A 13,779-nucleotide genomic window follows, 5' to 3' on the forward strand; every position below is an offset into this window, starting at 1 on the left:
GCGTTGATGCCGTTCGCGGAGTCGGTGCGGAAGGCGTCGCAGCCGAACCCGGGCCTGGCGCGTGCCGTGCAGCATGCTGCTACTCCCCCGCCCAGCGCGTTCAAGGCCTTTGAGCAAGCAACTGCTTCCCCGTCGACGCCCGGAGGTACAAACCCTTCGCCCGGCCACTCGGACGCAGAAGGCAGCGCCACCTCCAGCGGTGACCATCAGGAATCGGATGGCGCAAGGAGCCAGGGACCGGAGGAATCTGACACTGAAGCGAACTGAATGTCGATCAGCTGGGCGTACAGTCTGCGGATAAGCCAGCACGCCAGGGGGGCGATCCGTGGGCAAGACCTACCAGACTCCGACGGCCTTCAGAACCGCTCTGAACCAGTCCGCCAAGAAGATGTCCAAGCAGACGGGCATGAACGTCTCCGACCTCATGCGAATCTTCTACTTCAACCGCCTCGCTGCCCGGGTCTTCACTCTGGATCCTGACGGTTGGCTCATCAAGGGCGGCCAGGCTCTCCTCGTCCGCTACCGGGGCGCAGCCCGCCTCAGCGGTGACATCGACCTGCAGACCGCTCAGCCCGGACTGACTCCAGACGAGGCGCGAAAGCGCGTCCTGGAAGCCGCCGCCCACGACCTAGGCGACTTCCTCCGCTTCGCCCCCGGCAAGTACACGTCGGCGGCCGACCCCACCCGCGGCGGCTCTCAGCACTTCGAGGTCTATCTCGGGCCCACCCGCGTCGACAGCGTCAAAGTGGACATCACGGTCCGCCGCTCCCTCGCCGGCACCCCCGAAACCCTTCCCCTCGCCTCCGCCGTAGACCTGCCCTGGCCCATCGACTGGCCCACCGTGCGGCTCTACCCCCTCATCGACCACATCGCCGACAAGATCTGCGCCCTGTACGAACGACACGGCGACGGAAGCTCCAGCCGCTACCGTGACCTGGCCGACCTGTTGCTGATCAGCCAGCAGGAGACGGTCGACGGCCCTACGGCCTACCAGGCTATACACCAGGAGGCCGAACTCCGGCGTCAACGAGGCATCGACCTCACACTGCCCAAGAACTTCGAGGCACCCGGAGCGGCCTGGCACGACCACTACCCGACTGCTGCGAAACTGGTCATCGGCCTCCAGGGATGCCGCACCTTCCCGGAAGCAAGCCAAGCCGCCGAAGTCTTCCTCAACCCGCTGCTTGACGGCAGCGTGCGAGGAAACTGGGATCCCTCGAAGGGCGCCTGGCAGTAGCGCTTCCTCGCCTGCGCGAATTGGGACTTACCCCCCTGTACAGCCGAGCCCCTTCTGCTGCAGAGCTGGTCAAAGACACGCTGCTGCGTAGTGACCGCATCGTCGAAGAGGTCCAGACGGCGGGGGACACTCGGATGATCTACGAGCTGTTCGGTATCGGGATGCAGGCTGCCGCCCGCTACACCGGCCCCTACACGGATGCGGCTGCCGTGGCCACCAACCAGTTGCCGACGCCCCCTTGATCACCGGCGGCTGCTCCCGCTGCACCCGCCTGTGCAGACCCGAGGTGAACACACGAAGTCAGGAACGCCGACGGCCTGGACGAGGTCGGGCATGGAGCCGCGTACGCCGGCGTCGCGGCCTGCAGGTCGTTGTGCTGGCGGGGGTGCGTTGTCGGCGGCGAACGGGTGCGGACCTGGGGGGAACGCGGGCGAACTGGCGGAAAAAAAAGGGGGGTGGGGCTGTCGGTGGGGGTTGTCTGGTGGGTGCTTGCTGAGTGGTGTGTGGGCGGTTTTGCCGGGTGCTGTTTCGGCGGTTGTCGAGGGCGCTGGCTGTCTTTGTCCTTGGGGTCTTGTGTCGGCGGGTGCTGTCAGCGTCTTTGCCGAGGCTTGGTTGTTGAGCGGTCCGGGGGGTCGGGTGGTGTGGCCCGGTACAGGCGGGTGTGGCCGGCTGTGGACTGCCCGGTGCTGCCTGGTGTCCCGGCCTGGGCGCAGCGGTGCTGGGCGCTTTTCGAGGGCGTCATCGTTCAGCGGGTACCGACGGGGACATTCGCTCTCTCGCGCTTTCCAGGGTGGTGGCGCAGTGCTCGGCGACGTCTCGGCGACTTCCTCTCCGTGCAGCACGGGAGGGTTGTCGCTGCCCAGGTGGGGGTGCGCCGGCGGGAGTGGAGTGCGGATTGCGGCGGCGCTTGGCCAACTGGGGACCAGCGTTGCCTGTAGCGGCACTGGCAGCCCGGCAGGGGTGCAGGGACCCGCTGGAGCGGTCTGGCGCTGTGCTGGAATGCCGCTTACCTGCTGGGGCGCTACAGGGGTCCCTGGTCATCTTGGCGGACCGCCAGGGGCCCTGGGCCGGGCAGGGGTCGGCCTGGCGTCAGGTGGCCTTGTGCGCGCTGTGGGCGGGGCTGCCGCAGGAGGAGCTGGTCGCTGTTGCGCGTGGCGGTCCAAACGCGGCAGGCGGTACCAGCCGTTGCTGTCTTCCCGAGCGCGGGGAGGCCGGGCACTGCGGGCACAGGACGGCGTGGTGCTGCTCGCTGGTGCGCTGGATGGTCCCGGACGTCGCTGAGCCGGGCTGTTCCTGCCCAGTGCTGAGGCTGGTGGGCCGCGGCGGGGAGGGACGGCGGGCCTGCTGTGTTCGCTCTTGCGCTCGGGGAGTGCCGGAGTTCCTGCTGCGTGACAGAACCTGGGAGTCCGTGCCCTCGGTGTCGCTAGGGGGCTGTCGGGACATCTGCGCCTGGGGCGATGGCGTCACGCGTAGACGGCCGGTGGCCGATTGGGCCCGGGTCATCCGGATACGGGCAGGCGGTGCGGCGGGGAGCTGCTGAGCGGGCAGGGAGAGGTTTCCGCTCCGGTTCAGGGCCGTGTGGTGGGCCGCTGGCGTGGTCCGCTGCCGGGGTGGAGTTGCTCGGGCCATGCGCGCCGGCGCCTGCCTGGGCCTGCCCAGCGTCCTGCGGATACGGGCCGTCGTGACCGTGCAGAGCGGGCGTTTGTCCAGCTCATGGTGGTTCCGTAGGGCAGGGCGCAGAGCGTGATCACGGCGAGCGTGATGGCCGTTGGGGGCATCAGCGTGTGATCGGGCACTGTCTTCTCCTTGCCTGGGAACAGCCTGGGCAGCTGGTGTGCGCTCAACGGTCTGACATGCGCTCCGAGCCTCGGAGCGGGGGTGGGCCGGCCTACACGAGCACTTTCTCCTTCAACTGCAACGTCGGGGCGGCACACAGGAGTCCTGTGCACCGCGGCCGTGGCCGGGCATCGGCCAGGTTGGGCGGGTGCCTGTCCGGGTCAGGTAAGGCACCTCACGGGCCGGGCCGCCGACGGGCTGAACCCTTCGGAGTGCGGCCAAGCGAGTTCGAGGATGCAGCGGTCCGGTCTGCTAGTTCAACCCCCGCCGGACGACCTGGGCGAAGCGCGAACCCGATGAAAAAAAGCCCCCCGGTGCGGCTTTCTGACCTGCAAGAACAGGAAATAAAAAAACAACTTGTTCAGTGAAAAACGCGATTCTCCAGAAAGTCGTGGTCTTCCTTTGATTTTGCGGTCGTCCTTCACGTCCAGGCGGCATCTTTTTGTTGCCGGGCGGGCGGGGCTGTGCCTCGCCACTGAAGATCGCCGAATCGGGAATCGCGTATTCCGTTTCCATTGCTGCCAAGATCAAAGCGGATGCTTGTTCAACTCTGCCTTCCCCTTATCGCGTCCTTACTTCTATCAAATCGGGCACCCGGGATCCGGGTGCGCGAAGGCGGCCCAAGAGCAGTGAAAGCCTTTTCTAAAAATGATCTCCAACCTTTGGCCAGAGCTGTGACCAGGGTGAACGCTCCATCAATGGAAGATCGTTTACGCACTTCAGAGTACGAGCGAACCGGACTGAAAAAGTGCTGGATCCCAAGAAAACAAAGATCAAGAGGCGTTCGCGGCCTTGACCGTACCGTTTATTCAGCCCCCTCGGAATGCAGATGCTTGTCGACCCAGATAGGGGCATGGCACGCTGGCGACGGCAGGGCGGCATCCCTGCTGAAAGGAAAGGGCGGAAATCCGTCCGGGTCACCAAACAGGTAAGGCCCTCCGGGGCCAGACACTCCGCTCACACGGAGAGAAGGCGCGGCAAGCAGTGATCATCTGGAAGAACGGAATGCAGCTCGGGACCGCCGGTCCCGGCTGCGTCATCGGCGTGCCCGTCCCGGGCAACGGGTTCGGGTTCCGCAACCCCGTCCCGACCCAGCGGCACCCCATCCTGAACCCCGTCCCGACCCAGCGGCACCCCATCCTGGCCAAGATCGGTGTAGCGCTCGGCTCCTTCGCGCTCGCCGGGGCCTCTGCCCTCGGCCTGATGCACCTCGGCTACGACAAGGACACGGCCAAGGCCGTCACCGAAGCCGCGGCCAAGACCAGCATCGCCGTGTCCGTCGCCGCCGTGCAGATCAGCGAGCACCGTCGGCGCCGACAGTTCTACGAGGCCCTGACGGCCTCCGTGCGACTGTCCCTCCCGTCCTCCCCGGCCCCGGCCACCGACCAGCCCGGAGAGGCGAACTAGCAGGTGCCGCGCGGGGCGTACCCACCAGGTACGCCCCGCGCCACCCGCGGTTCAGGAGGACACCATGAGCCACAAAGGACGCCCGCGGCGCGACAACGCCGACAAGAAGGGCCCCATCGCCCGCCTGACCCGTCAGCTCCAGGAGCTGCGGCCCGCGGGCCTCACCCTCAAGCAGCTCTCCACGACCACCGGCCTGTCGGTGTCTGCTCTGTCCAAGATCACCGATCCCGACCAGTGCCCCCCGTGGAACTCCCTGACGGCCTACCTGGTCGCGCTCGGCGAGGACCCCAACGACTGGCGTCCCCAGTGGGAGATGTGCGCCGACGTCCACCAGCGCCGCCACGCCGGCGTACCCGAACTCCCTGAGCAGCGCGCCGCCTACCAGCGCCTCCTGCCCCGCCACGTGGTGAACCTGGAGCAGTTCGGCATGGGTCTGTCGGAACTGCGTCTGTGGCAGGGCGACCCGTACTACAAGACCATCATCAAAAGGGCCCTGGCCAAGGGCGGCTCCGTCTCCAAGACCACGCTCAGCGAGGCCTTCAACGGCAAGATCCTGCCGACCGAGACCGCGCTGGAGGGCATCCTGCTCGGCCTCGGTCTCCACCCCGACGACGACGAGTACCGCGACTGGTTCGAAGCCCGTCGTGTCCTGCAGGCAGGTATCAGGCGCGAGAAGATGGAAGCCAAGGCGCTGCAGAACGCCAACCGTCGGCGTGTGATCCGGCGCCGTTTCAACCGCTCTGCCCTTCGCCGGCCCGACTGATCCACGGACGGTGAACGCCCAAGGCCCCGCCGCCTCCAGCGGCGGGGCCTTTGCCGTGGACGACGACCCACAACCGGAACCCTGTCGGCGGGCCTTCGAGGGGCGGGCGACGGACGCCGGGCAATGCGTCGAGAAGGTCGGCCTGTGCGGCACGAATACCCTGGTCAGGAGCTTCAGGGCCGGCGCCAAGGGCGCGGCGGCTGGTCACGGCGATCATCGTACGGGCGGGGCTTGGCGCGGCCAGACCTCTGCCCGTCTTGGGGGTTCTTCGGGTGACGACTGTCCACTGTCAGGGTGTGCGGGCGACGGCCCCGGAGACGAACCCACTGCACCAGGGCGGCGGCGAGGTGGACGCCGGCCCGGGCGGCTTCCAGGGTCTCCGGCACGGTCGCGGTCTGGGCGCCGTGCCGCGAGGCCTGCCCCTCCCACAGTGCGCGCATCATCGCCTCGGCCGGGGCGATTGGGTCGCCGGCCGGGGAGGGGATCGCGGCGCTGAACTTGTGCCGGGCGTTCCTGATCTCGCCCAGCATCGTGCCCAGGGTGGCCCTGGTGTTGTTGGGCTGGATGACGGCGTGCGCCGCGCACTCCACGGCCTTGATGGCCTCGCTGTACGCGCGTACCGGGTCCGGGCCGCGTCCGTAGGCTGCCTGCCAGGCCGCGGCGAGATGGTCGGCGGCCGATCCGGCGGCGGATTCGGCCGCCGCGTCGGCGATCGTCTGCCGGACGGCGTCGCCCACCGCCGGGGTGACCCGCTCCTCCAGCCCGTCCTTGGCCTCGTTGACCCGGTAGGCCGACCCGGCGTCGTCGAGCATCCGGCCGAGCGTCTCGGTTTCAGACGAGGTCGCGGCCCGGCAATGCAGGACCTCGTCCACCACATCAAGCAGCTGGGTGCCGGTGGCCTGCGCGAGCGGCCTCACGTACAGCGGCGAACCGTAGCGGTTCATCGACGGGGGTATGCGCATGCGCAGGCAGATGGGCTGGGCCCTGCTGTCCTGCTCGTGGCCCTGGTACGTGATCACCCCCTTGACCCACTTCTGGAGCGGCACGAGCAAGTGCTCGGGCACGTCCTCGAAGGGTCCGTCGTGATCGGGTGCGGAGGCGAGGCCGACGCGGACGGAGAAGCACGCGCGGGGTCCGGTCGCCATGGTCAAAACGGTAGCGGCGCGGGTCAGCGCGCCGGATAACCTCTTATCCCTATCCGACGGGACAAGCCCGGACATGACACACGGTCATGACGAGGAGCGGGGGCCGGATGACGCCGAGCGGAGAGCTCGGGGAGAGGCGTGGGACGGCGGCGCCGACGGAGACGGGGCCGCCGCCGAGGCCCTGGCGGTCTTGGGTCCCGCCGCGCCCCGCTCCCGCCCAGCTTGACTTCCCGCTTGTGCGCAACGGGCTGGACTACCTGACGAGCGTCGTCGAGCACCTCGACGAGAACGAGTCGATGGTCACCACCCGGGATGTGAAGTACGCGGTCCTCCACCTCCAGGCCGCCGTCGAGGTGCTGCTCAAGGCCCGACTGATGGCCGAGCACTGGAGCCTGGTCTTCAGCCGACCCGAGGACGCCACCCGCAAGGCCCTCGAGGAGGCCACGCTCTCCAGCGTCACCACCGACCAGGCCGTCACCCGCCTGCGGAACATCGCGGCCGTGCCCATCACCGACAATGAGGAGAGGGCGCTCACCGGCCTGGGCAAGCACCGCAACAAGCTGCAGCACTTCGGCCTGACCGCCCCCGCCCGCGCGGTGGAGGCCAAGGCCGGCGAAGTCCTCGACTTCCTGATCCGCTTCGTCGACGAGGAACTGCTGCCCCGTCTCGGCCCCGAGGAGAGGAGGGAGGCCGAGCGAACGCTGCGCGGGTTGCGCGGGGGCCTGGTCAACATCAACACCTTCGTGAAGGAGCGCACGAACCGCATCCGCGGCGAGGTGAAGAAGGAGGGCGCCGAGAACCGGACCATCCGGTGCCCCGACTGCGACCAGATGGCCCTCGTGCTCGGCGAGACGGCCGGCCCGGACGAGGAGCCGGTCGCCGCGTGCCGGTTCTGCGCGAGTCGCTGGGAGCCGGAGGAACTCCTGTCGTTCTTCCGCGCGGAGGGCCAGGACGAGCCGAGCGAACTCAACAGCTGCCCGCAGTGCGGGGAGTGGATGCTCGGGTGGGGGGTCCCGATCCTCGGTGAACCCGTGGTCGAAGTCGCCTTCTGCTTCACCTGCTCCGTCGCCTTCCCCGCCCTGGTCGGGTGCGACCGGTGCGGACGTCCCACCGATGCGGCCGACGGCAGTGCCGGTTTGTGCGGCAGCTGCTGGGAGGACGCGGTGGACGAGACCCGCTACGGGCGGGAGGACCCCACGGACTACGGCTACGGCCCGGAGCAGTGGGACGACGACTACGACGGTGTCGGCGTACTGGGGAAGGTGCTCAACGAAGTACGGATGAACGTGCTCAGTTGGGTGTTCGTTTGTGGGCTCGGGCAGATGGGCCCGCGTGCGACGATCGTGGTGTGGAGATCCCCGATACTTCGTTCCGTCGGCGTCTGCTGATCGAGTCGCTGACCCTGTTGGCGGCTGACGCCCAGTCCCAGGCCGCCTGGCTTGACAGGCACGGTGTGGTGACGGATGAGATTGCTCTGGACTTCGCTCACGCCTTCGGCATGGCTGAAGCTCTGGTGGATGCAGGGCAACTCGGTCGCGATGTCCTGCCTGAACTGCGGGAGATCGATGCCGTTCTCAGCGCCATGAGCGGTGCGGAGAACGCTGATCGATGGACGAGGGACGCGTTGACTGTCGATGAGGGGTGGAGCCAGACCCGGCGGCTGGCCCGCCGGGTACTCGTTGCCGAGCTGGGTGAATGGCAGCAGCCGTTGCCGGAGATTTCGGTCATCCGTTGATGGACGCCGCTGTTCTGGCTGGTCAAGCCACTTGGGTGTCCCGTTCGATGGCGGCGAGCCGGTTCTTGAGCCGGTAGCTGGGGCCGTTGATCGAGATCACGTCGCAGTGGTGGAGAAGCCGGTCAAGGATGGCGGTGGCCAGCACCTCGTCGCCGAAGACCTGGCCCCATTCACTGAAGGTCTTGTTCGACGTGAGGATGATCGAGCCCTTCTCATAGCGCTTGGAGATCACCTGGAAGACGAGGTTGGCCTCTGCTCGTTCCAGAGGCTGGTAGCCGACCTCGTCCACGACCAGGACGCTGGGGCGGAGGTAGGTCCCGAGTTTGCTGGTCAGGCGGCCTGCGGCCTCGGCGGTGGTGAGGTTGCGGACCATGTCGTCGAGGCTGGTGAAGTAGATCGAGTAGCCGGCCCGGCAGGCGGCGACCGCGAGCGCGACGGCGATGTGGGTCTTGCCGACTCCCGGCGGCCCGAGCAGGGCAGCGTTCGCCTTGGCCTCGACGAAGGAGAGGGTGGCAAGGTCTTTGACCTTGCGCGGGTCGAGGTCGGGCTGGAAGGAGAAGTCGTAGTCCTCCAGCGTCTTGTGGTGCGGGAGCTTCGACAGCCGCAAGCCCTGGCGGAAGCGGCGGTCGTCGCGGACGGCCAGCTCCTCGGACAGGACCAGGTCGAGGAAGTCGAGGTAGCCCATCTTGGCCTCGTCGGCCCGCTGTGCGTACTGGTTCAGAGCCTCGGCCAGGTGGGGCAGGCCGAGCTTCGCGGCCGTGGTGCGGATGCGGTTGCCGGTCAGCTCGCTCAAGACGATTCCTTCGTGGCTCGGTTGGTGAAGGGGCGGGTGCCGGTCAGTTCGTCGTAGACCGACAATGGACGGCGGCCGACCTGGATGCTGGCGGCCGCGGCCCGGGTCAGCAGGGCCTGCAGTGGGCCGGCTTCTTCGCCCAGGGGCGCTTCGTGACGTGGAGGGGGGACGATGTCGCCGGTGGTGACACGGCGGTTCTTGCCGTCTGGCAGACCGTCCCAGTGCTCTTCGTCGACGACGCGGACCCCCTTGCCGACCGCTCGCGGATGAATGGCCAGCAACGTCGAGCCGTCGGCGGCGGCGATGGTGGAATGCAGCATGACCTGGGACTTCGTCGCCCGGACCTCGATCAGCTGGCGGGGACGGACCTTGCGGGCCGGCACCGAGTAGAGGTTTCCGGCGAAGGCGACGAGGCAGTCCTTGCCGACCGGCCGCAGGTGCCGCTGGGCGACGACATAGGGCCTTTGGGGCAGCGGCCGCAAGGCCATGTGATCCCTGACGGCCCGCAGGCCGATGACCTCGCCGTGGGTGCGGTGGGTCCGGGCCCGCCGCAAAGGCACCCAGGCCATGAACGCGGAGTCCATCTCCTCGATGGAGGCATAGGCCCGGCCGGCCAGGACATGGTCCCGGACGATGTCGACCTGCCGCTCGACCCGGCCTTTGCCGGTCGGGCGGTAAGCCGCCAGGACGTCGATGTCGAAGTCGTAATGCCCGGCGAACGCGACCGCTTCCGGATGCAGCGGAACGGCCTCACCTGGGGCGACATGCCGACGGACCACCGTCTTGGTGCGGTCATAGACGATGGACCACCGTCTTGGTGCGGTCATAGACGATGGACATCGGCACCCCGCCGAAGTGGGCGAATGCCTGGCGGTGGCAGTCGAAGAAGGTGGCCAGGTCCTGGCTGGTGGTGAAACAGCAGAACGGGTCACGCGAGTACGACAAGACCATGTGGAACGAGTAGACCTTCGGGATCCCGACGTGGGCGAGGATCCTGCCCTCATCCCCCCAGTCCACCTGCGCCTGAGCTCCGGGAATGACCTCGAACCGGCGGTGCAGACCCGCAAGTTCACCGGGAGCGATGCCCAGTTCCTCCGCAATCCTGGGGCGGGCTTCCTGCAGATAGAGCTTCACCCGCTGGTAGTTGCCGGTGAATCCGTACTCCTGGACCAGCCGCTCGTGGATGACCGCACCCTTGGTCGTGATCTCTGCCCGGAGCATCGCGTCGATCAACGGAGCAACCTCATCAACTACCCGCTTGCGTGGCCGACCACTGGTCGCCCGCCTCGGCGGCGCCACCGGGGCCTGGGCCGACAGGTACTTCCGGACCGTCCGACGGTTCAGCCCGGTCTCCTTCGCGATCTCCGACAGGCTGACCGCACCGGACTCATAAAGACCGCGAAACCGGCGAAGCTCCAACCACCGATGAGGGTCCAAAACCATGACCAGCCGCCCTCTGCCGCCCCAACAGATCAAGCAGCAGACTGCCCAGCGACGGCTTCCCCCACGTCACAAACTGAGCACGTTTATCCGTACGTGACTGGGCACGTTCACGTGTACGCCGACAGACGGGGAACAGCAGTGACCGAGACGCCGCCGGGTGCCGTCACCGCGGCGCCGACCCCGGAGCCGTGCTGCGCTCCTTCACGCTACGGACCGGCAGCATCGAACTCACCGCCTTCGTGCGGCTGCGCTCGCCATCGAACTCGGTGCCGAGCGCCCCACCGCTCGGGTTACCAGCGCATGCCGAGTTGGTCCAGCGCATCGCGTCGTTCGGGGGTGAGCTTGTCGGCCCGCCGCCGGGTGTTGTCCAGCCACGTCCCCAGCTTGATATCGACCTCCACGCCGTCGACGTCCAGGCGCTCGACGTGCTTCCGGGCCGGGCGTAGGTGTCCCTCGCGGGCGTGGAACTGCCGGGCCGCGCGGAGGTTGAGCGCCCACTTGCCCTCTGCGGTGGGTTTCCCGGGCCGGGCTTCGGGGCCGGCGGGTTCCAGCCCGAGGGTGCTGCCGAGGAGCCACTGCTGGGCGGGGGAGAGTTTGTCCCACCCGTGCCGCTGCGCGGCGGCCCATGCCCCGAGGTCTTCGCCCTGCACGACGAGTTCACCGGCTGTCTCGGGGAGCGCGCCTCCGGCCCGGACGTGGATGCGGGTGAGGGTGAAGCAACGCTGCCATGCCACGGTCCACCCCAGCGGGCACCATCCCGGGTCGATGGCCTCCAACGCCTCCAGACGGCTCTCCGGCAGCTCCCCAGCACCCACGGGCACGGCTTCACCAGCCGCGCGCCGTTCGGCGTTCTCCATGGCCCTACGGGCCTCCGCCCGCCTGTTTTTCGCCCATACGCCGATGGGGTAGCCGCCGTCCCCGACCGCGTTGACCGGGGGCAGGAAGTGCCCGTGTGCGGCGGCCCACGACCGCGCGACCGTGAGCCCTTCCTCCCACGCGATGTCGTGGTGGGACCAGACCATGCCCAGCTTTTCCAGTTGCTTGACGCGGGAGGCTTCCAGCGTCCCGGCGTTGTAGTAGCGGCGTTGATCGGCCAGCCACCGCCCGAGCGGAAAGCCGGCGGTTGCGCCGGCCGACTCGTCCTCGGGCATCACGTAGTCGTACGGCACCCGCAGTTGCCCGCCGCCGTTCTCGCTCCGCCACCGGGTGGCCGCCGCGATCCCGCGCCGCCAGTACGTCTTCTCGGGGTCGATCACCCGAAGGCGCACGAACTGCGCCACCAACGCGGGGTCGCGCGGGGTGCTGAAGCGGAGCAGGCCCGCTGCTGCCTGGCTCACCCACACGTCATCCTCGGCGCCCTCACCGGCCTCGTCCTCGGCGTGACCGTCCTCGTCCTGGTCCTCGGCGCCCTGGTTCTGGTCCTCGTTGCCCCTGCCGACCAACACCGCCTCAGACAGCGGCACTTGGGCGTCTTCGTCGCCGGTCCGGCGCCCGCTGCGCTGCCGTGGATCGGCCAGAGCCTCGATCGTGTCCGCGTCGTGCGCCCGGAGCGCCCCGAGCACCTTCGCGAGGGTCCCGTAGGCATCCGACGTCAAAAGGTCATCGGCGTCCTCATCTGGACCGAGGAATACCGGCACCACCAAAGACGCCAATTTCCCCTCTCCCTGGCTCAATCGCAGGGCACGCCCGACCATTTGCACGATGTCGACCATGGACCCCCGCGCATCGCAGAAAGCGACCGCATCACACTGCGCCGTATCCACGCCTTCCCCCAGCACTTTCACAGAGCTGAGAACACGCACCGCCGCAGGAATGTCCGACCGGGCACCACCGATGAAATCGGAGGCGAATTCGGCCAGCACCTCACGCCGATATCCGGGAGCGTGGTCGCCGTAGAGCCAGTTGGCCCAGACCCGCTCCGCCGGCGGGAACAGCTCGGGGTCGTCCTCGGCGAGCCGGGCCGCCACGGAGGGGACACCCCGGGCCATGGCCTCCGCCTCCGACACCCGACTGTGAAAGGTCAGGATCCGCCGCAGCCGCTCCCGCCTCGCAGCCGTCAACAGACCGGTCTGGAGCGCCGCGAGCCGCGCCCCGCGCACCCGGTCCGACCCTCCCGTTCCCTCGGCGAGCGCGGCGTACAGGTCGGGGTCCCGGATGTCCAGGCACACCACCTGATACGGCGCAACGATCCCCCGCTGGATCGCCTCCGACAGCTTCAGCTCGTACGCCACCGGCCCAAAGACTGGGCTGTCCCGGTCCATGGACGCCACCAACCGCGGCTGCTCCCCCTCGGCCTCCCATACGCGGGGCGTGGCGGTCATGTAGAGCCGTCGCACCGCAGGAATCCGCGCCTGATGGTGCACCGCCGCCCACGGCTTCAACCCGTCACCACTTGTCCTGTGGGCCTCGTCAATGATCATGAGGTCCCACACCGGCAGACCCGCCTCGTGCGCGCGCTGGAGCTTGCCCAGACCCACCGCCGCGTAGGTCGCGAACACGGTCACCTGCTCCAGGTCCTGCACCCACGACAGGAGTTCGTCCGGGTCGGTGGTGCAGGGGATGCCGTCACTCTCCTCGGGCCGCAGGTCGCACACCCCGACCATGGCGCCCCGCCTGCCGCCCCGGCGCCATGCGCCGGCCATCTGGGTCAGCAGGTCCCGCGTCGGCACCAGGACCAGGACGCGCCGCGCGGAAAGCCGCCGCGCCGATTCCACTGCAATCAGTGTCTTGCCCGATCCGGTAGCGGCGATTACCTGCGTTCGCAGTCCCTCCGGGGGGATACGTCCTCCGGGTGGGTCCTGAAGGTGATTCACCACGGCATCCACGGCTTCCGCCTGATGCGGTCGCAATTCCATGTGAGGCATTCAGAGACCCGCTTTCTGCTCGGTTATCCAGAGGTGACGAGTGGATATTTCCCGTTGTCGGCAGTGGTACTGACGGACCGATATTTCTCCGCGTGTGATGAGGGGAGGGTCCGGGGTAGGAGGTGCGTGCTGAGCCCAGACTCTATCCCTAGCGTGCATCATGACGCACGACGGTTGGGGAAGGTTCGTCAGATTGGCTTGTTCTGCTGTCATGCGGGGTGTCGGGGTGGTAGTCTCCTGCTTGTTGGGGCCCGAGTTGGGGGGTTGCGAGCCTCGGTGGGGCCGAGCTGGATGACGCTCCGTCAGTCCGGCAGTCGGCAACCGACGTCGACCTCTCCCCCTTGCTGCTGCCGCTTTAGGCGTGCGCGGAGCGCACGCGGTCCGCCCGGGGACGGGGCGCGGAGCGGCCCGGCACCGGGCGGGAATCCGGCGGAGCCGGATTCCTCTCGACCGCGTCAGCGGTCGAGTCCCGGAACGGAGTTCCGGGCTTATTCCGCGCTTGCGCGGAATCCGCCGCGTAGCGGCGGCGCGTCGCCTTCGCGGAGCGAAGCGCGCG

At 68.3% G+C, this 13,779-nt stretch carries 9 protein-coding genes and 1 pseudogene; 5 read left to right on the forward strand and 5 right to left on the reverse strand.

Annotated features, from left to right (window positions below):
* The first annotated feature begins 325 nt into the window (after nucleotides 1–325).
* A complete protein-coding gene (locus ABZV94_RS33730; protein ID WP_356347282.1) occupies nucleotides 326–1,237 on the forward strand; it encodes a nucleotidyl transferase AbiEii/AbiGii toxin family protein in 912 nt (303 codons plus the stop codon).
* Between the two features lie 2,088 nt (nucleotides 1,238–3,325).
* On the opposite strand, the gene ABZV94_RS33735 is transcribed toward ABZV94_RS33730, so the two are convergent.
* Nucleotides 3,326–3,589, reverse strand: coding sequence for a hypothetical protein (locus ABZV94_RS33735; RefSeq protein ID WP_356347284.1), 264 nt, complete (start codon nucleotides 3,587–3,589; stop codon nucleotides 3,326–3,328).
* Nucleotides 3,590–4,078: 489 nt separating this feature from the next.
* Here ABZV94_RS33735 and ABZV94_RS33740 point away from each other — a divergent pair, with 489 nt between their 5' ends.
* A complete protein-coding gene (locus ABZV94_RS33740) occupies nucleotides 4,079–4,480 on the forward strand; it encodes a hypothetical protein (protein WP_356347286.1) in 402 nt (133 codons plus the stop codon).
* 64 nt (nucleotides 4,481–4,544) lie between these two features.
* Nucleotides 4,545–5,243 carry a hypothetical protein gene (locus ABZV94_RS33745; protein WP_356347289.1) on the forward strand — a complete coding sequence of 233 codons (699 nt, stop codon included), beginning with the start codon at nucleotides 4,545–4,547 and terminating at the stop codon, nucleotides 5,241–5,243.
* A gap of 173 nt (nucleotides 5,244–5,416) precedes the next feature.
* Here ABZV94_RS33745 and ABZV94_RS33750 read toward each other — a convergent pair whose 3' ends face one another.
* Entirely contained in the window at nucleotides 5,417–6,388 is a 972-nt protein-coding gene (locus ABZV94_RS33750) for a hypothetical protein (RefSeq protein ID WP_356347291.1), read from the reverse strand.
* A 236-nt stretch (nucleotides 6,389–6,624) separates the two neighbouring features.
* Here ABZV94_RS33750 and ABZV94_RS33755 point away from each other — a divergent pair, with 236 nt between their 5' ends.
* Together ABZV94_RS33755 and ABZV94_RS33760 are read left to right on the forward strand one after the other, a co-directional pair.
* Nucleotides 6,625–7,776, forward strand: a complete 1,152-nt coding sequence (locus ABZV94_RS33755; protein WP_356347294.1) for a serine/arginine repetitive matrix protein 1 — start codon at nucleotides 6,625–6,627, stop codon at nucleotides 7,774–7,776.
* Complete coding sequence (locus tag ABZV94_RS33760) at nucleotides 7,737–8,123, forward strand: hypothetical protein (RefSeq protein WP_356347296.1); 387 nt, start codon at nucleotides 7,737–7,739, stop codon at nucleotides 8,121–8,123. The genes ABZV94_RS33755 and ABZV94_RS33760 overlap by 40 nt, the downstream gene beginning before the upstream one ends.
* Nucleotides 8,124–8,145: 22 nt before the next feature.
* Here the strand turns inward: ABZV94_RS33760 and istB are convergent, their stop codons facing one another.
* From istB to ABZV94_RS33775, 3 genes and pseudogenes are all read right to left on the reverse strand, one after another.
* Entirely contained in the window at nucleotides 8,146–8,916 is a 771-nt protein-coding gene (gene istB, locus ABZV94_RS33765; protein ID WP_356347299.1) for an IS21-like element helper ATPase IstB, read from the reverse strand.
* A pseudogene (gene istA / locus ABZV94_RS33770) lies at nucleotides 8,913–10,359 on the reverse strand (IS21 family transposase). Before istA ends, istB begins: the two are co-directional and overlap by 4 nt.
* Nucleotides 10,360–10,649: 290 nt before the next feature.
* Nucleotides 10,650–13,223 (reverse strand): Helicase associated domain protein, encoded by a 2,574-nt coding sequence (locus ABZV94_RS33775; RefSeq protein WP_356347301.1) that lies wholly within the window; start codon nucleotides 13,221–13,223, stop codon nucleotides 10,650–10,652.
* Nucleotides 13,224–13,779 lie beyond the last annotated feature (556 nt).

It is taken from the genome of Streptomyces sp. NPDC004658 (assembly GCF_040609555.1).
Classification (GTDB): domain Bacteria; phylum Actinomycetota; class Actinomycetes; order Streptomycetales; family Streptomycetaceae; genus Streptomyces.

Bases quoted from the DNA above. Each gene is read 5' to 3' on its own strand.
- ABZV94_RS33745 (WP_356347289.1), top strand. From the start codon at position 4,545: ATGAGCCACAAAGGACGCCCGCGGCGCGACAACGCCGACAAGAAGGGC.
- ABZV94_RS33735 (WP_356347284.1), bottom strand. From the start codon at position 3,589: ATGGAAACGGAATACGCGATTCCCGATTCGGCGATCTTCAGTGGCGAG.
- ABZV94_RS33740 (WP_356347286.1), top strand. From the start codon at position 4,079: ATGCAGCTCGGGACCGCCGGTCCCGGCTGCGTCATCGGCGTGCCCGTC.
- ABZV94_RS33750 (WP_356347291.1), bottom strand. From the start codon at position 6,388: ATGGCGACCGGACCCCGCGCGTGCTTCTCCGTCCGCGTCGGCCTCGCC.
- ABZV94_RS33775 (WP_356347301.1), bottom strand. From the start codon at position 13,223: ATGCCTCACATGGAATTGCGACCGCATCAGGCGGAAGCCGTGGATGCC.